The 17784-nt window shown below is 44.8% G+C and carries 15 protein-coding genes; 4 read left to right on the top strand and 11 right to left on the bottom strand.

The genetic code is table 11. The features are described from left to right. Nucleotides 1–24: 24 nt before the first annotated feature. From GJU87_RS01980 to GJU87_RS01975, 3 genes are all read right to left on the bottom strand, one after another. Entirely contained in the window at nt 25–321 is a 297-nt protein-coding gene (locus GJU87_RS01980; protein ID WP_153637975.1) for a hypothetical protein, read from the bottom strand. 185 nt (nt 322–506) lie between these two features. Further along, nucleotides 507–629, bottom strand: a complete 123-nt coding sequence (locus GJU87_RS21550) for a hypothetical protein (RefSeq protein WP_255454154.1) — start codon at nt 627–629, stop codon at nt 507–509. Between the two features lie 346 nt (nt 630–975). After that, entirely contained in the window at nt 976–2607 is a 1632-nt protein-coding gene (locus GJU87_RS01975) for a carboxylesterase/lipase family protein (RefSeq protein ID WP_228491820.1), read from the bottom strand. A gap of 322 nt (nt 2608–2929) precedes the next feature. Here GJU87_RS01975 and GJU87_RS01970 point away from each other — a divergent pair, with 322 nt between their 5' ends. Continuing rightward, entirely contained in the window at nt 2930–3619 is a 690-nt protein-coding gene (locus GJU87_RS01970; RefSeq protein ID WP_153637973.1) for a hypothetical protein, read from the top strand. Nucleotides 3620–3789: 170 nt separating this feature from the next. Here the strand turns inward: GJU87_RS01970 and GJU87_RS01965 are convergent, their stop codons facing one another. The 7 genes from GJU87_RS01965 to GJU87_RS01935 form a co-directional block, all read right to left on the bottom strand. Further along, entirely contained in the window at nt 3790–5688 is a 1899-nt protein-coding gene (locus GJU87_RS01965; RefSeq protein WP_153637972.1) for a glycoside hydrolase family 97 protein, read from the bottom strand. Between the two features lie 103 nt (nt 5689–5791). Then, nucleotides 5792–7438: an alpha-L-fucosidase gene (locus GJU87_RS01960; protein ID WP_153637971.1), complete on the bottom strand. Its 1647-nt coding sequence runs from the start codon at nt 7436–7438 to the stop codon at nt 5792–5794. Nucleotides 7439–7493: 55 nt separating this feature from the next. Then, entirely contained in the window at nt 7494–8798 is a 1305-nt protein-coding gene (gene fucP, locus GJU87_RS01955) for an L-fucose:H+ symporter permease (RefSeq protein WP_153637970.1), read from the bottom strand. Between the two features lie 48 nt (nt 8799–8846). Continuing rightward, complete coding sequence (locus tag GJU87_RS01950; protein WP_153637969.1) at nt 8847–9863, bottom strand: zinc-binding alcohol dehydrogenase family protein; 1017 nt, start codon at nt 9861–9863, stop codon at nt 8847–8849. Between the two features lie 11 nt (nt 9864–9874). After that, the gene (locus GJU87_RS01945; RefSeq protein WP_153637968.1) at nt 9875–10702 is read right to left on the bottom strand and encodes an amidohydrolase; all 828 of its coding nucleotides are present in this window, start codon (nt 10700–10702) and stop codon (nt 9875–9877) included. Between the two features lie 13 nt (nt 10703–10715). After that, on the bottom strand, nt 10716–11759 hold the full coding sequence (locus GJU87_RS01940; RefSeq protein ID WP_153637967.1) for an aldo/keto reductase: 1044 nt from the start codon (nt 11757–11759) through the stop codon (nt 10716–10718). Continuing rightward, on the bottom strand, nt 11759–12151 hold the full coding sequence (locus GJU87_RS01935) for an L-rhamnose mutarotase (RefSeq protein ID WP_153637966.1): 393 nt from the start codon (nt 12149–12151) through the stop codon (nt 11759–11761). The genes GJU87_RS01940 and GJU87_RS01935 overlap by 1 nt, the downstream gene beginning before the upstream one ends. Before the next feature lie 264 nt (nt 12152–12415). On the opposite strand from GJU87_RS01935, the gene GJU87_RS01930 reads away from it, so the two are divergent. Continuing rightward, nucleotides 12416–13432 (top strand): LacI family DNA-binding transcriptional regulator, encoded by a 1017-nt coding sequence (locus tag GJU87_RS01930; protein WP_153637965.1) that lies wholly within the window; start codon nt 12416–12418, stop codon nt 13430–13432. Nucleotides 13433–13632: 200 nt separating this feature from the next. On the opposite strand, the gene GJU87_RS01925 is transcribed toward GJU87_RS01930, so the two are convergent. After that, complete coding sequence (locus tag GJU87_RS01925; RefSeq protein ID WP_153637964.1) at nt 13633–15351, bottom strand: glycoside hydrolase family 43 protein; 1719 nt, start codon at nt 15349–15351, stop codon at nt 13633–13635. A 490-nt stretch (nt 15352–15841) separates the two neighbouring features. Here GJU87_RS01925 and GJU87_RS01920 point away from each other — a divergent pair, with 490 nt between their 5' ends. Continuing rightward, on the top strand, nt 15842–16711 hold the full coding sequence (locus GJU87_RS01920; protein ID WP_153637963.1) for an esterase family protein: 870 nt from the start codon (nt 15842–15844) through the stop codon (nt 16709–16711). A 144-nt stretch (nt 16712–16855) separates the two neighbouring features. After that, the gene (locus GJU87_RS01915; protein ID WP_153637962.1) at nt 16856–17782 is read left to right on the top strand and encodes an alpha/beta hydrolase; all 927 of its coding nucleotides are present in this window, start codon (nt 16856–16858) and stop codon (nt 17780–17782) included. Nucleotides 17783–17784: the final 2 nt, after the last annotated feature.

Raw genomic sequence — 17784 nt, 5'->3', positions numbered from 1 at the left:
TTCCCCCGTTTTTATAACCGGTAGTCAGCGCCCACACCATGGCGGATGCCGGCCACCACTCAGCGAACAGTCCCCACTACTTAGCGAAGTCTGACCACCACTTAGCGAACGTTCCCCACCACTCAGCGAGGTCTGACCACCACATAGCGAACGATCCCCACCACTCAGCGAGGTCTGACCACCACATAGCGAACGATCCCCACCACTCAGCGAAGTCCGCCCACCACTTAGCGAACGATCCCCACCAGTGGTTACACCCGGGTGTGGGCTGGCCACCAACGCCATGGTACCGGTTGGCGTTATGGAAGTGGTGTGGTTCATTGTTTTTGGTTGTTTTGGGTTGTTTGTTCTTTTCGACCTGACAGCGTCGTCAGACCTGTCAGCGTCAAACATCTTTTTTCCCGACGCTGTCAGGAGCTTCACACGCTGACAGGTCCGCGGTTATTTTTCGACCACCGTCAGGGTCTGTGACCACTGACGGGGTTAGGAAACGACTGTTCATGGGTTTAGTCTCTCCTGCCCGGAGCGAGCGGGATATTTTTCTCATTGATAGGATAAACATGGGAATGGGTTACCTCCGGAGTGAGGTTTCCCTGTTGGGTCAAAAGGTTGTTCGTCGGTCGTTTCATCAGTCTCGGTTTAAGGTTATACTTTTCTGTTTCAGCCTGGAATCACCTATCGATTCCGGTTGTTTTCTTTTTTCCCCCGTAAACTGATGCTATTGTTTTCTGTCTGTGGCTAGCCGGGCGATCGTCCGGCTGAACCAAAATGATAGTCTAACTTAATCATTATATCGTTAAGAATCAATCTAAAAAAAGTCAATTACCCTGCAATATAGCTTCTTGCTGCGTGTATTAATGACCGATCACTTATTGCCAGCTGGTAACTCTTTTCCCGAAAACGGAAGATATCACCAATAAAAAAGGAGCTAAAGCACTGCTCTAACTCCTTCTTCATTTCAAATGTTACTATCGGTTATTGTTCTTTGGGGAAGAACAGCTTATCCATGAACCGGTAGCGGGCTTCCAGCTCCGGGTCTTTCTTCTGATAGGTATCCACATTGATCTGCATGACCGGGGCCACGGGCTGGTTATTCACTGCTTCCCATTCGGGGACACCCAGGCCGTTCGGGTTACCGGTTTTCACGAAATTGGCGTAATACATCTGGAAAATATCCGAAACGATGTAGTCGCCCGGCTGCCAATCGTACACCCGGTTGGTGGGCAGGTTCCCCATCGCGTATTCGATATCGGCCGAATGCACCGCTCCGGTGGCTCTCGGTGGTTTGGGAGCGCTCTTGTCTTTGTTATCCTGGACACCGCCGGCCAGTCCGGCTGTTTTGCCCGCCATCGCGGCTACCATTTCGGGCCGGGGATGACAGAAGTGGTAACGGTACACCTGTTCGCCGCCGGTTTTGGCCTGCATCTCACTCCATTTCCAGGTACTGAATGCAATGAACAGGTCGGAAGCCAAATCGATGCCTCCCTGCCCCATCACAGAGGCGTCGTCGGTAATATGATACTTCTGCAGCACTTCGTCGGTTTGATCGCCAAACCGTCCTTTGAGCGCTTCTTTCAGATTTTCCAGTGTCGGCTTTTTCCCACGCAGCAAAAAGCCCGGCGCCATCTCCTCGGAGTTCCAGCCCACCAACAACGGGACATGAGCTTGTTTCCCTTCCGAAAAGATTTTCACCGGTTGTTCGGGCAGGAAATAGCCGTCGATGACGGTGGCAAAGCGGGGCGCTTTCATGTGCAGCAATTTCTTAGCCGGGATAGCCCTCAGGTCGGCCAGCGACTGGTATCCCTCCTTTTCAGCATACGCTTCGCCGGCTTTCTCCGCCTCCTTTAAGGGTTCGGGCGACAGGGCTCCCATGAGTGAGCCACTGGAACCAATCGCCTGCTCGAACAGGTTTCTCGACAGCGGGGAGCACATCAGCGCGCTCACCGAAATCGAGCCGGCCGATTCACCGGCAATGGTAATGCGATTGGGATCGCCGCCAAATGCCTTGATATTTTCTTTCACCCACTTCAACGCGGCCACCTGGTCGAGGAATCCGTAGTTCCCCGATGCGTGATTGGGCGACTCCTTCGTCAGTCCGGGATAGGAGAAGAACCCGAAGATGCCGAGCCGGTAATTGGCGGTAATGGTAATCATACCCCGCCGGGCCATCCGTTCGCCACCGTAACGGGGCTCACTGCCGGCACCGGCAATCAGTCCGCCGCCATAAAAATAAACCAGCACGGGAAGACCTTCTTTCCCGGTTTTGGAAGGCGTCCAGACATTCAGATAGAGGCAATCCTCGCTCATCGAATCGGTGCCAAAATTCATATCACCAAACACCGGCAATTGCATAGGATTGGGGCCGAAATGGTCCGCTTTGCGAATCCCCTCCCAGTTTTTCGCCGGCTGAGGTTCCCTCCAGCGCCATTTTCCTACCGGTGGAGCAGCAAATGGAATTCCTTTAAAAACGTCGACACCCGACTCGTTGACACCTTCCAATACCCCGTTTTGAGTCGTCACGCGGGGATGCTGGCCGGTTAACTGGGCAAAAACGCCGACAGCCAGGAAGAGTAGTGTGATGGTTAGAAAACTTCTTTTGGTATGCATATCCATTTGCTTTAGTGATTTAATGATAGTTTTCACTTCCCGTGAATAGAAGTGTTACTGTGCAAAATACATTTTCATTGACATAAAACCAACATAAATAGCGGTCGGAATAAGAATTGCGCACATATCGGAAATATCCGGAAGCAAACCCCAAAACAGAAATCAGTGATTCAATTTAAAGGTCTTGCAGAGATTATAACGACCTGCCAATACATACAAAATATCTACAATGAGAATTCAAATAACCAAAATTGGAACAACATTTATTCCCTGAGTAATAACTTCATCATCGAATTCGTAATCATATTAAACCAACAAATCTATGAAACCAGTTTGGATATTTTTCTTGCTTCTGTCTTTTAGCTATCCCGCACTTTCGCAGGTTTCTCAAACGACAATCGACTTAGATAATCTTTCTGACAAAATCAGCTATGAGGAAAGCAAAACCGCTACACTCGATGGTGTTTACGTAGAGGGAACCCCTTATTTAAACAAAGAATTTACTCGGGGCGAGGTAGTCATAGACGATAGCATCAAGTACCACAACATTCCACTTAGATACAATATTTACACAGATAAAATTCAGTTTTTGAATGCTCAGAATCAAATACGGGTACTCGACAATTCGCAACAGACCTACAGATTTGATTTTGGGAACCACACATTTACTATTTGTGATTACCTGGGCGACAAAGGTAAAGTCAAACACGGCGTTTTGGAAGTACTGGCCGATGGACACATTCAACTGTACAAGAAATACCAGGTAGATTTTGAGCAAGCCACAAAGGCAATTGGATACAAAGAAGCCGAACCCAACCGATTTGTCAGGCAGGATGACGAACTCCTGATCGCTGTGGGAAAAGCTGTTCCTCAAAAAATTCGCCCCAACAAAAAACTGCTAAAAAAACTGGCACAGTTTAAACCCAATATTGAACAATACGCCAAAAGTCATCGCCTGAAACCGAAATCAGAGCAAGATCTCATTCAACTCATACAATACTGCAATAACTAAAAGATACAAGCAAAGCACCTGATGGGCAAATAGAACAATCATTCAATGAGAACGCCCCAGAGGATATTGATGATTTGAAACCAAAGAGACTTGCTGTTTTTTGTTTTGTGTAAAAAAAATATCTGATGCAGGTCAGCAGGCCAGCATCAGATATTACCTTCGTTTGTTGTTTATTTTATCACTGCAACAAATCCTCCTCGCGGAAGACACTCCGCGCTCATTTTCCGGTTCTTCCTGTTAAGACGAACATCCTTACGAATATCAAAACTTTTGTCATCGGCACCATCTTTAATGATGGTCATTCGCTTACCCAAAGGAGAAAGCCCGCTTAGCGAAAACGAAAGTGTTTTCGGATCGTTTGTACCGTTGATGCCAGCCACATACCAAACCTTTCCTTTTCTGCGTGCAATAACCACGTCAACACCCGGATACCCGGCCAACAGTTTTGTATCATCCCATGCAGTTGGAAGGTTGGAAAGAAAGTCTTTGACTGGCTTTGCAAATGAATAGTAAACCGAAGGCCTGTCCGGCATATGCTGTATCCCGGATTCAAAAAGAAGAGGAAGCGCCAGTTCCTGCCCATAAGTAGTAATGTGCGGATGTTGTGAATTAGAGAAAGTACCGGGAGTATAATCCATCGATCCGATAACATTTCGGGTAAAGGGCAATGTAGCATTGTGTTCAGCAGCCCGGTTGGTCAGGACACCGTTATTGTTATACCATTCGGCACCGTACACGGCTTCCATGCTCACCAGATTTGGATAGGTACGCTGCCAGCCCCGGGGAATGGTACATCCATGAAAATTGAGCAGTAATTTATATGGAATAGCATCTTCTAACAGATTAATGTAGTAATTCATCGTAGCGGCGTTATCGTCCGGGAAAAAATCGACTTTGATACCGGCCACTCCGATTTTGTGCAACCACGCGTATTCTTTCAACCGGTTTTCTTTTTCATTTAGCCGGAAAAACGGTCCCCCACCAGCGGGCATCCAGGCCGTACTGGAATTATACCATAACAAGGGTTTGATGCCTTTACTTAAGGCATACTTTACTGCATCTTCTACATTTCCCCCATTGGTCATATCATCCCATTGCCAATCGATTAAAGCGTAAGGCCACTTCATGTTAGCTGCCAAATCGATATACTTTTTCACAACCTTAAAATCCTTTGAGCCGTGATTATTTGCCCAGTAAATCCACGAGGCCAGTCCTGGTTTGACCCAATCGGTGTTACTTATCACCGAAGGATCAGACACGTCGGTGACCAACGTTGACTCTACGATTTCGTTAAGCGGACCGATAATAAGAACCCGCCAGGGAGAAGTCCATTCGCCGGAAAAGGGCAGTTTTTTGTCAACCAATTTCACCCGGTAAGTATTCAGATCCGTAGTGTTGTCCAGAAAAGAACCACAATGGTCCCGCTCGATATTCGCTTCGGTAACTAACACGAAAACCGAATCTTGCGGCTCGATAAGAGCCGGATAATTCCATCGGGTGCCGTTCTGCTTTTTATTCCCAATGCCATTTGTCGACATTGGATAGAAACCTTCGTAGCCGCCGTTAAATTTTTGTATCCAACGTTTTTTACCGTTGGCAACAGGATATTCAGTAAACTCATTGGTAATATTTCCCGATGCACCGGAAGCTTTCAGGTTATATCGGAACGCTATGCCGTCATTGTATACGCGGAACGTAACACCAAGCGTCTGCCCTTTACTATTTTGAAAACGGTAAGTGCTTTCGTTGGCAGAATTGACACAATGACTTCTTTTGCCAGTCAGCATCATATAATCATCCTTGTGTAACCTGGGCTTTGAAGCGGATACTATTTTCAAGTCTCCTGAGAAATCCTGCGACTCAGTCAACATGCCCAATTTTACTTTAGAAAAAACACTTTGTCCGTTATAGTCAACAGAAAAATAAGCTTCGCCACCACTACTAACCGGAGAACAGGCTACATCAACATGTAGTTTACCATCCGGAGAAGATAAAATATCGGAAGCATATAAATATCCGCGTCCGCAAAAGAGAACCATTACTAATGCTAAAACTTTAAATAATCTCATACTGCTAAGTATTTTATTTGCCTGTTTATGTATGGAGAACCCAGGTATTCCCCCAAAAGCTTTCCTCCGATCTTTCCGACAGATACCTTACCATGGAAAACATTCACGAACGAATCTTCAAGGCAAATGCTATCTTACCCGGAACTTTTCCCGGCAAGGTTACATGTAAGCCCTCTGTGTCGCGGGTAAATTGCAAGGGTTGTGATATTCCCAACATCTGAACGGAGCGAATCTGCCCGGGCCAGTGCTCTGAATTTCCCGATAAGGAACGAATCGTAACCTTTCCGTCTTTGGGGAAACGCAATACCATCGCATAAAGCGTGCTTTTATCTTTAGATTGTGTAAAGCGGATATCCTGCGCCGTAAACGGTTTCTTCTGGACATCGCTCTGCCCGTCAAATTGTCCTTTCTCGGACGACTTGGTAGATGGTCCCTCACCATATATTTTCCAAGGACGAGTGGCATAAATAGCTTCGCCGTTTACTTTCAGCCATTCGCCAATTTCTTTGACAATTTGTATCTCATCCGAATCGGGCATACCACCCCGTTGCAGAGGCACACTCAACATCAGGTTCCCGTTTTTACTGACGATATCTGCCAACATGGGGATGACGGTAGAAGCCGTTTTATAGGAGTGATTCTCAAAAATGGCGCGATCGTAATGCCACGACCCAATACAGGTATCTGTCTGCCAGGGTAAGGGCAATATTCCATTCGCCTTTCCTCGTTCAATATCGTAAACGATGGAACGCTTCTGAATATCATTGAGGTGTTTCCCGGTGATGACCGCCTGGTTATTCCCCATATTCCATTTCAAACTGGAATTGTAAAAATGCGCTGCCAGCTTCAGTCCTATCGCTTTATCTACCTCGTACAGCGGAAGCACATCATCGTCGAAATAAATCATGTCAGGTTTATAATCATCCAGCAACTGTTTGGTCCGACGGAAGAATTTTTCCTGATACGCTTTATCCGGAAGACTGCTTCCCTGTTTCGGGTCCCAGTCCCACACCAGTTTCTTTCCCGGCTTATGATTCTGGGCATAAAGCGCCTGAGGATCGAGGCCTTCCCACCATTTACCCCGTCCGTCTTCTTTGGTCATGGTCCCGTCGTAAGGAACACCCGCCAACGGGCCACTTTTGTCAGCTCCCTGTGCTGGTTCATACCACGACCAGGTGTGGGAAGCATGAACACTGACAGCAAAACGAAGTCCGTGTTTCCGGGCTGCCTTTTCCCAGCCCCCGATCAAATCCTTCCCGGGACCTAAATTCACCGAGTTCCACGGTTGATACCGGGAATTAAAGTTATCGAAGTTATCATGGTGATTGGCGAGCGCCATAAAGTACTGAGCTCCATTTTCCCTGTAAAAGGATAACAATTGATCCGGATTAAAATCGGCTGCCTTCCACTGGTGAATAATGTCTTTGAAACCTTTCACCGAAGGATGGCCATACTCAGCCAGGTGCGATTTATAATCCCTGCTTCCTTCAATGTACATTTCACGTGCATACCAATCGCCATGCTCCGGTTGGCACTGAGGTCCCCAATGTGCCCATATTCCGAATTTAGCATCGCGAAACCATTCCGGCACCTCGTAGCGTTGCAAGGAATCCCAATCAGGTGCAAATGGCCCCCCGGCTATTTCATCTTCCGATTGTGGGTTAAGCAGGCCGGATGCAACGCTTTGACGCGCCAGCATCACTCCCGGCACCGATAATCCCAGCAATTTAATCAGTGATCTTCGTTTCATGTCAATGGCTTTATGATATTGGACAATTAATCAAGTATTTATTTCATCGATGCAGCTATGCATTACCCGATGGCAAGTTGAACCGCTGGCACCGCCAGCCATACAAAGCGATAATGATAAAACAGAAGAGCGGCAGGATAAATGAAAAATTAACCGCTGGCAAACCGGCCACCTGTCCCAAATCAATGATAGCTCCCTGCAATGGTGGAAGCAAAGCGCCTCCCACAATCGCCATCACAAGTCCGGATGCGCCCAAAGGCGTATCATTCGGATCAACTTTCTCCAATGCGATTCCATAAATTGTGGGAAACATCAACGACATAAAGGCCGATGTGGCAATGAGGCTGTATAGACCGCCCATACCCTGAATAAAAATCGCCCCTGCCGATGTAATAATTCCGCCTAGCGCAAATACGGTCAATAATTTCCGGGAATTGACATATTTCATCAAAAAGGTGCTGATAAAGCGGCTACCCAGAAAAACACCCATTGCTACCATATTATACCCCTCGGCTGCTGAATAAGAAATACCCAGATGATCGGCATATTGAATAATGAAAGTCCAGCACATAATTTGGGCCGCCACATAAAACAGCTGGGCGATTACCCCTTCCCTGTATAACTTGTTTTTCAATAAACGTTTTGTCGTTTTTCTGATGTGAATTTGATGTTCCGGATTGGTTACCGGAATTTTAGCCAATGCTATTACCACGAACATCACGCAAACCACAATCCCAAGCAAAACATAGGGGTTCCTGATAATCATGAGATCGTGAGCCCGGATAACTGCTTTTTGTGAAGCTCCCAGTGTATTAAAGATCAAATTCCCTGTCGAGTCCTTAGCACTCGATTGCAATGAATTAAGAATATATGTTGAAGCCACAAACATGCCTAAAAGTGAGCCCATAGGGTTGAATGCCTGTGCCAGATTCAATCTCCGGGTTGCCGTTTCTTTCCTGCCCATAGAAAGGATGAACGGATTGGATGTGGTTTCCAGAAATGCCAGTCCGAAGGTCAAAATGTACAGAGACAGCAAAAAGAATCCAAACATTTCAAACCGGGCCGCAGGATAAAACATCAGTGCCCCGATGGCATATAACCCCAACCCCATTAAAATTCCCTTCTTGTAGCTAAAACGCTGGATAAATAAAGCCGCGGGAATCGCCATGGTAGCATAGCCTCCGTAAAAAGCAAACTGTACCAACGCTGCCCTGGCATTGGATATCTCCATTACGGTCCGGAAGGCTGCCACCATCGGATTGGTGATATCATTGGCAAATCCCCACAGGGCAAACAAACTGGTGATCAAAACAAAAGGGAAAAGATATTTTCGTTCGACCACAGGTAAAGACTTATTCATTGGATGATGGATTTAATAGCGTTTCATTGAAATTTGACACTGGAATTACTAAAACCGGACCAGTATTTTCATAACTTTTCCCGGATTCTCGGTCCACTTCTGCATTGCCGTTCCCGCCTCCTCCGGTTTTACAATATCGGAAATCAAATTTATTTCATTTAAACTGCCTGACTTGAGAAACCGGATGACTGATTCAAAGTCGGAGGGACTAGCGTTTCTAGCTCCCATTATCTTCAGTTCCTTCTGGACCCACAGCTTCGTTTTAAACTGAATTTCGTCGCTCGCATAGCCGATGCAAACCACTCGTCCGGCAAAACTCACCTCCTGAATGGCTGCCTGATAGGTTTCTGACCTGCCCACGGCCTCAACCACCACCGAAGGACCGTTACCTCTGGTTATTTTCATCAATTCTTCATGAAGATCCTGTCGGACCGAATTAATCACATAGTTCGCTCCGGCAGATTTGGCTTTTTCCAGTTTTACATCATCCACATCTGCCGCAATAACTGTTGCTCCACGAAGGTTCGCCCGAACAATCGCTCCATAACCAATCATACCGCACCCGATAACCAGCACCGTATCCCAGTCGGTCACCATCCCGTTATCCACGGCATGAAAACCAACCGTTAAAGGTTCGACCAGTGCCAGCTGTTTTTCATTCAATGCATCTTCCGACAATACCTTTTGCCATGGTACCGATATGTATTCGGCCATAGCACCATCGCGCTGTACACCCAACGTCTCATTGTTCTTACAGGCATTGAACCTTTTTTGCCGGCAGGCCATACATTGCCCGCAATTGGTATAAGGCACAACTGTTACCTGCTGTCCTTTCAGAAAACTTTCGGGAACATCAGCTCCCAGTTCCTCAATAACAGCCGAAATCTCGTGCCCGGGTATTCTGGGATAGCTTACCAGCGGATTTTTCCCAAGATATGAACTTAGGTCGGAACCGCAGAAACCAACATATTTCACTTTCAACAGTATTTCACCAGTCCCCGGGATGGGTTTTTCCCGTTCATTAATACTTATTAATCCCGGTTCTACTATCTCGATTGTCTTCATTTGATTTTTCTTTACAGATGATATACATATTGTGCATTCCCGCCGAAAATCAGCTCTTGTTCATCATGACTTAACGTCGAAAAAAAACGCAAAACCAAATCAAACCACTTACTATATTCTGTTGCGACCAAACACACTGGCCAGTCGGAGCCAAAGAGCAAACGCCCTGGCCCAAAAGCATCCAACACCGTTTCCAAATAAGGTTGAAGCTGCTCCTCCGTCCAGGTCCGGTAATTGGCTTCTGTCACCATCCCGCTTACCTTGCAAAATACATTATCGCAGCGCCCCAGCTCCTTCAGGTCTTGTTTCCACCGGGTAATTTTGTTCTGTTTGATTTCCGGTTTGCCAATATGATCCAGTACAAAAAGCTGTTCGGGATGTTGTTTTACAAAGCGGATAGCTGCAGGCAACTGATGAGCAAAAATCAATACATCATAAGCAAGTCCGTAATCTTTTAGCAGGGCAATTCCCCTGTTAAATTCACGGCCCATCAAAAATTCCGGCTCCGGCTCTCCCTGCACAACATGTCGTACGCCTTTCAACGCTGAGAACCCGGAATACTTTTCGAGCAAATCTTTTATATTCCTTTGGCGAAGCGGCAACCACCCAACAATTCCTTTGATAAATTCGTTTTCTGATGCCAGTTTCAATAACCAGTCAGTTTCCTCAATCGATTGTCGTGCCTGTATTGAAACAACTCCCTCAACCGGTGTTTCCAATATGGTTTCCTGCAGGTTTACCGGTAAGAAATCTCTTCGGATAGCGGACATCTCATCATCAATCCAGTTATATTCCACCGGATCATATTCCCAAAAATGATGATGTGCATCAATGATCATACAAATACAATTGTTACAGGTATGGATAATTTCTACTAATTATTTCCTCTTTCTTCAGCTCCTCCCAAAAATCCGTTGGCAATGTGTTTTCCAATACCTTCCTATTGTCTGCGATACGTTCAGGTTTACTCGGATTCAGTGCCACTGCCTTCACAGCGTGTGGCGAAATACCAAATTTCAGGCAGGCATCTCCCGGCTTTACATTGTGCTTACTGCAGATACGGAAAAAATTATCGCGCCAACCAAACAGCTGACGGTCCTCCTGAAGCTCAGGATTCAGCTTTCGATAATTAAAATAAGCTCCACCAGTCAGGAATCCGGCATTAAAAACAGCTGAGTTTATCACGCATACACTATCTTGTTCCAATTCATCCATGAAGCGAAGCAACTCAGCGGGGTGATCATATATTGTAAATGAATTGGCAAACATCACCCAGTCGAAGCCTATACGGTGATATAATTCCCTGATAACGGCCCAATCTTTGGCACCAATACCTACTGCTCGCACCAATCCTTTATTCTTCAGCTCAAACAGAGCTTGATAAGCTTCAACGATATCTTCCAAACGCTCCTCTCGTTCCTGCTCATTTGAAGCCCCGGCAAGATACTCATCCGGATCATGCACCGAAACCACCTCACTTTTGTACCTGTTCCCCAATAAATCGTTTCCCTGTTTCCAGCACTTTAAAATTCCTTTATAACTAATTTTCTGTACCGCATCGAACCGGAGATTCGCCCAAACTCCCCTTTCAAATGAAGGTTCACTTCCCTCCAGGGAAACACGGTACCACCCCAGTTTATTACTGATTATCACCTTTTCAGGATGAACTCCCAGTTTTTCCAAACCGGCACCAATTACCTCCAGGGCCAAACCGGCACCATATTTACCGGCACTGTCAATCATTACAGGACCTTCAGATTCGTGAAACCAGGCCTTCATAATGGCCATTTTTTCATCCTCCGTCAGCTCCCGATAAAGATTTCCCAGAAAACTGGTTCCATAGATGATCGGTGGAAAACAAATGCCTGTTTTACCAAGCGTTCTTTGCTCGCTCATTAATCGTTCTTTTTTAGCTGCCCTTCACTGGCAGAATAAACCTCTTGCTGGTCCATCTCGAAAATGCGTTCCATCAGTTGCCACTTCTCATCTGCCGAAGCTTTATCAGAGCTTTGCTGGTACTTAGATACATGAGCCTCCCATTCAGACTGACGGGGCATCGCTGCTAATCGTTTCATATCCCGTTCATGGTCAAATTCGGGCACAGTATCCATTATCATGAATAGAATATTACCATGTATGTAGATTTCCATATCCAGAATTCCGACTGCTTTCATGCCCTCCGTTATCTCCGGCCACGATGCTCCAGGCGCATGTACCTTTTTATAGGCATCAATTAACCGCGGATCGTTTTCCAAAGACAAAGTCTTACAATAGCGTTTATATTTCATGTGCTTATATCTTATTTTTTAATTGCCGCGTAGAACCCGCCGATAACATATGAATGTCTTTATAGATTCCTTGTCACGGCTCGTTTCTTGAAAACATTTTTCAACAAGTTCTATAAAATTGAAAATCAAACAACACAAGATATGCAGACTTCTTCATGCAAAGCTTTGCGCAAAGCTTTGCGGTCACTAAAAAATGTTTAATAACATTGTTGAAGAAATCATCCGCGATAAATTAATTAGCTTTGAGCAAGAATCGCATCATCTATGGGGAATCGGTATATTTCGTTGAAAGATCTGGCAAACGAACTGCATGTTTCTATATCGACCGTTTCCAGAGCACTGAAAGATCATCCGGATATCAGTGTGGAAATGCGGCAGAAAGTAAAAAAGCTGGCGCAGGAGAGAAACTATTCTCCTAATCCGCTGGCCATGGGATTACTGAAACAGACGACCGGGATGATAGGTGTTATTGTTCCTGATGTGGTAACCCATTTTTATGCTTCTATCATTGCCGGGATTGAAAGCCTTGCACGAAAAAAAGGCTATTTTGTTGTGATTGCCAGTTCGGGCGAATCATACGAAAAAGAGGTTGAAGCCGTTGAAAACCTGGTAAAAGCAAGAGTAGACGGCCTGATTGTATGCCTAAGTCAGGAAACACAAACCTACCACCATTTCGAAAAAATAATCGAACAAAATATTCCGCTGGTTTTCTTCGACCGGGTTTGCCTGGAAAACCGGGTTTCTTGCGTTACTGCAGACAATATAGATGCTTCCAAGCGAATTGTACACCATTTTAAAAACCAAGGCTACAAGCGTATTGCATTCATATCCGGACCTCGTCATTTAAATATTTCAAAGGAACGATTAGCTGGTTACATGGAAGGTTTGAATGAAGCTGGTTATCCTTTTTCTCCAGAGTTGGTTGAACAGTGTAATTTAAGTTTGGAGTCAGCCAAATCAGCCATGAGTCGACTGTTACAATTACCCAATCCTCCCGATGCTGTTTTTGGTATCAATGACACAGTTGCTTTCGGTGCGATGAAGGAAATAAAGGAACAAAAACTACGAATCCCAAAAGACATTGGTTTAGTGGGATTTACAGATGAGTTCCATGCAACGGTCGTGGAGCCTCCACTAACCTCCATCACACATCCGACATTTAAAATTGGCCAGGAAGCGGCTAAACAATTTTTTAAAAGGATGAAGTATCAAGACACACATCATGTTAGCATCCTCAAAACAAATCTAATAGAAAGAGCCTCGTCGGTACGAAATAGGTAAGTAGACATCCCCTTCGCTTCACTTGCACATTTGTCAAACTATGTTGAATATAAAAAAGATGGACTCTGTTCTATTCCAAATCAGAGTCCATCAGCTGCTACATCTATGAAAAAATGTCGATATCCTAAAACATAACGATGGCTTACAAAGCAAAAATTCTGTTAATTAGCTACTAAGAATTTCTGTCAACAATTCACTTCCTACTTGCGTGTAGCATACATTCCAATGGTTGTTCCCGTAAATCCAAATGAATTGGCGGTGGATAAATAATAAGCATCTATATCCTTGCAAAGGCTTTGCCAAGCTCCATCGCCGGATGCATAGTAAAAGTCATAAGTCTTTCCTTTGGAAACAACTTTCAATCGAATTGGGGTAGTTCCTCCGGCAATCCGATTACTTGCTAAAGTGAAGTCTCCTGAATCCGTTATCTTCTCAAGACTTACTTTTCTGCCTCCATCCAGTTTTCCTACTGAAAGAAAATATTGATGCTTTTCATCTTTCAAGAGCAAAAGTCCGGCGGTTTCTTTTTCATTGGTTGGCTCGAAATACAATTTTGTCGTGCATACAAATTTGTGATGTTGCATTCTTCGACAAACATAAGCGGGAGCTTTCAGCTCTGTAGAGGAAACATCCGCACACTTAAGGCTTAAATATCCGGGATTACTAGTTAAAGAGTAAAGGGAATCGATCGGTTCTCTTAAAGTCATCCATTCATCATCCAGCTTCCCGGAGTTAAAATCATCGTCCTTTTCGAAATTCCCAAATGTGCAAATTGAATCTCTTTTCACACCCACCATGCGAACGATTCTGGGAACTACCTCATTACCCTTTGTTATGTATGGGAAGCCATCATCGCTCCATTTTATAGGCAACAAAAAAGTCTCACGTCCCAGGTTCTCAAACTTATTCCCGATGGGACGACACGCCAGAAAAACGGCCCACCATTCTCCGTTTCCCTTCTGTACCAAATCTGCATGGCCTGCACATGTAATTGGAACAGGCCGGTTCGGGTCAAGATTCTTCTGAGTCAGAATTGGATTTTTGTCCCAGGGAGTGAATTTTCCCATAGGTGTATCGCCTCTGAATATCACTTCCGAATGATTGACCGATGTGCCTCCCTCCGCACACATCAGGTAATACTTACCATTGATCTTATACATGTGAGGCCCCTCAATCCATATCGGCTTTTCAGCGAGGTTCACCCCACCATTAACCAACATAATCCTTGGACCAAACGTTTTCTCCTTTTCTACATCAAACTGTTGAATACGGATGGCCCGATGTCCTTCATATTTCGAACCACCAACCGGCTCGTCATTATTGACAATGTATGCTTTACCGTCATCATCGAAAAAGAAAGAAGGATCAATTCCATGCACGTCAGGTAACCAAACAGGATCGGACCATTCACCAAACGGATCTTTTGTTTTCACGAAGAAATTTCCGCCTCCAACATTGGTGGTAATCATATAGTAAGTCTGGTTATGGGGATTATAACTTATAGCCGGAGCAAAAATTCCCTGGCTTACTCGTTGTCCATTGAGCTTTAATTGAGAAGGCCTGTCCAGAACGTTCCCGATTTGCTTCCAATTTACCAGGTCTTTACTATGAAAAATCGGTACACCAGGGAAATATGAAAAAGTGGATGTTACAAGAAAATAATCATCGCCATTTTTACAAATGCTGGGGTCGGAATACCATCCGGGCAAAATCGGATTGTAGAAGTAATCGTCGCCCGGCAAAGGATTTTGTTTGTAAAAATCATCGTCCCCACGATAATTGAAATAATCAAAATGGGCTACAAAACCATCTTTCGAGAAATGAGCTGTTTTTGATTTTGCGCCAGAGGAACAACCCGAAAGCGAAAAACAACACAAAGAGATCAGCCCCAAATAAATGTAAGAAAGCAGTCTAGTCATCAGGAATGTAGTTAAAAAGATTTATTATTAACTAACGAATCTGCCCGACAATAGAAACAGATTCAGTAAACGGTTTATCGGTCAAAAATGATTCTTCAACCAATACTGCAATATATATATCACTCCTCAATCTGCATTTGAATTTTGAGTATCTGACTTTTGATTTGAGGTATTTTTAATGTTCTGGTTTGCTGATACGAAAAACGAAACATTCGCAAAGACCTCAAGATTTCCTCTGACGGTTTCCCTCTTAACAATAATCAGAACCTGCATTTGAAGGCAATACGTTTGTACCCAAAAAAAACACTGGAGAGAACACAGTTTATCTATTTTTTCAAAAAGATTATCCGGATTTGAAACCTTAACAACAGAGCAATTTGTAATTTTTCAACATCAATATTCAGTCATAGCGGGCACATTCTAAGCCGCTGCAATATCAACAACCTGAAGAGACAATTACAAAACACTAAATCAATATTTACGATAACCTATGAAAAGACTAATTTTTATTCTCTCTGCCATGCTGCTTACCAGTATGACAGCGGTTTCGCAAAATCTTGTGAAACAGGCACCGCAAGGTTTCGACGTGGTGAAATCCGACATCCCTCACGGAAAAATCGATACCATCGTCTACCATTCATCAACTGTAGAAACAAGCCGAAAGGCCCTGGTTTATACTCCACCAGGATATTCAAAAAAGAAAAAATATCCGGTTCTTTATCTTTTACACGGGATAGGCGGAGATGAATACGCTTGGCAGAAGAACGGGCATATGCAAAATATACTTGACAATCTGTATGCCGAGAAAAAGGTGGAACCCATGATTGTGGTGATGCCCAACGGTCGGGCCATGAAGGATGACAGGCCTGTTGGAAACATCTTTGACAAAGACAAAGTTGAAGCTTTTGCAACGTTTGAAAAGGATTTACTCAGTGACCTGATTCCTTACATTGAAAAGAACTATCCGGTCATGAAAGATCGCGAACATCGTGCACTTGCGGGACTGTCGATGGGCGGCGGACAATCGTTGAATTTTGGACTGGGGCATCTCGATAAATTTGCATGGGTAGGTGGTTTTTCTTCTGCCCCGAACACCAAAAAACCGGAAGTACTGGTGCCCAGTCCGGAAAAAGCAAAAAAACAGCTCAAATTGCTATGGATTTCCTGTGGCGACCAGGATAACCTGATCACGTTCAGCAAACGGACTCACGACTATCTCGTTGCGCATCATGTTCCCCACATTTATCACGTCGTCCCGGGCGGACATCATGATTTCAGCGTATGGAAGGATAACCTGTACATGTTCTCACAACTGCTTTTTAAGCCGGTTTCTCCCGCCGTTTTTTCAGAAAATGATTAACGATATAGGGGAAAACAAAAAATTTACCCGAACGAGATACGTTGACAATTTGACCTGATGCAAGACGGGAGGACGAGCATATGCCTATGAACCCGGTCCCCACACAATGGCCAAAACAACTGTTCACTCGCTATTTCAATGAAGATGAAAAAAATACGAAACAAACCAATTTATCCGCTGAATTTAGGAATCAGCTGTCTGCTGCTTTTGCTTTTGTTTCCCACATTAGTAAATGCACAAAAGATCATCAAATTATATCCCGACACTATCCCGAACGCAAAGGTCAACGACATAAAAGAAGTATATACCTCAGGAATGTACAGAGGAGTGACCCACCCCACTCTCGAAATATATCTTCCTGAAAAAGAAAATGCTTCCGGAACGGCCGTTGTGATTTGCCCGGGCGGTGGATACAGTGTGTTGGTTTACCAGGGAGAAGGCGTATCGACGGCAAAGAAATTTGCGGCGCACGGAGTTGCTGCTTTTGTGCTTAAATACCGGCTTCCCGATGATTCGACCATGAGGAATAAAACAATTGGCCCTCTGCAGGATGCGCAACAAGCCATTAAAGTAGTCCGGGAAAACGCAGCCAAATGGGGAATTGCTCCAAACAAAATTGGAATCATGGGCTTTTCGGCCGGCGGACATCTGGCTTCAACTGAAGCAACCCATTATAAGAAGGCACTCATTGAAAACAATCATCATACAAGCCTTCGTCCCGATTTTCAAATTTTGGCTTACCCGGTCATAAGCATGGAGGATAGTTTGACACACTTCGGTTCGAGGATCATGCTACTGGGTAAGAATCCCACCCAGGCTACGATTGACGAATTCTCAAACGAATTGCATGTCAATGAAAATACTCCACCCGCATATATAACCCATGCAGGTGACGATACATTAGTTGACGTGGACAACAGCATCATCTATTTCGAGAAATTGAGACATCTCCACGTTCCTGCGGAATTGCATATTTACCAAAAAGGCGGCCATGGCTTTATTTTCAGACAGGAAGGTTGGATGGTCCCTCTATTTCAATGGATGAAGGATTCGAACTTAATTGATGATTAATA

It is taken from the genome of Prolixibacter sp. NT017 (assembly GCF_009617875.1).
Classification (GTDB): domain Bacteria; phylum Bacteroidota; class Bacteroidia; order Bacteroidales; family Prolixibacteraceae; genus Prolixibacter.
The sequence above is the reverse complement of the archived record's forward strand: the minus strand, read 5'-3'. Positions and strand labels throughout refer to the sequence as shown.

Coding starts and splice junctions, on each gene's coding strand:
- GJU87_RS01980 (WP_153637975.1), bottom strand. CDS start 321: ATGAACCACACCACTTCCATAACGCCAACCGGTACCATGGCGTTGGTG.
- GJU87_RS21550 (WP_255454154.1), bottom strand. CDS start 629: ATGAAACGACCGACGAACAACCTTTTGACCCAACAGGGAAACCTCACT.
- GJU87_RS01975 (WP_228491820.1), bottom strand. CDS start 2,607: ATGCATACCAAAAGAAGTTTTCTAACCATCACACTACTCTTCCTGGCT.
- GJU87_RS01970 (WP_153637973.1), top strand. CDS start 2,930: ATGAAACCAGTTTGGATATTTTTCTTGCTTCTGTCTTTTAGCTATCCC.
- GJU87_RS01965 (WP_153637972.1), bottom strand. CDS start 5,688: ATGAGATTATTTAAAGTTTTAGCATTAGTAATGGTTCTCTTTTGCGGA.
- GJU87_RS01960 (WP_153637971.1), bottom strand. CDS start 7,438: ATGAAACGAAGATCACTGATTAAATTGCTGGGATTATCGGTGCCGGGA.
- fucP (WP_153637970.1), bottom strand. CDS start 8,798: ATGAATAAGTCTTTACCTGTGGTCGAACGAAAATATCTTTTCCCTTTT.
- GJU87_RS01950 (WP_153637969.1), bottom strand. CDS start 9,863: ATGAAGACAATCGAGATAGTAGAACCGGGATTAATAAGTATTAATGAA.
- GJU87_RS01945 (WP_153637968.1), bottom strand. CDS start 10,702: ATGATCATTGATGCACATCATCATTTTTGGGAATATGATCCGGTGGAA.
- GJU87_RS01940 (WP_153637967.1), bottom strand. CDS start 11,759: ATGAGCGAGCAAAGAACGCTTGGTAAAACAGGCATTTGTTTTCCACCG.
- GJU87_RS01935 (WP_153637966.1), bottom strand. CDS start 12,151: ATGAAATATAAACGCTATTGTAAGACTTTGTCTTTGGAAAACGATCCG.
- GJU87_RS01930 (WP_153637965.1), top strand. CDS start 12,416: ATGGGGAATCGGTATATTTCGTTGAAAGATCTGGCAAACGAACTGCAT.
- GJU87_RS01925 (WP_153637964.1), bottom strand. CDS start 15,351: ATGACTAGACTGCTTTCTTACATTTATTTGGGGCTGATCTCTTTGTGT.
- GJU87_RS01920 (WP_153637963.1), top strand. CDS start 15,842: ATGAAAAGACTAATTTTTATTCTCTCTGCCATGCTGCTTACCAGTATG.
- GJU87_RS01915 (WP_153637962.1), top strand. CDS start 16,856: ATGAAAAAAATACGAAACAAACCAATTTATCCGCTGAATTTAGGAATC.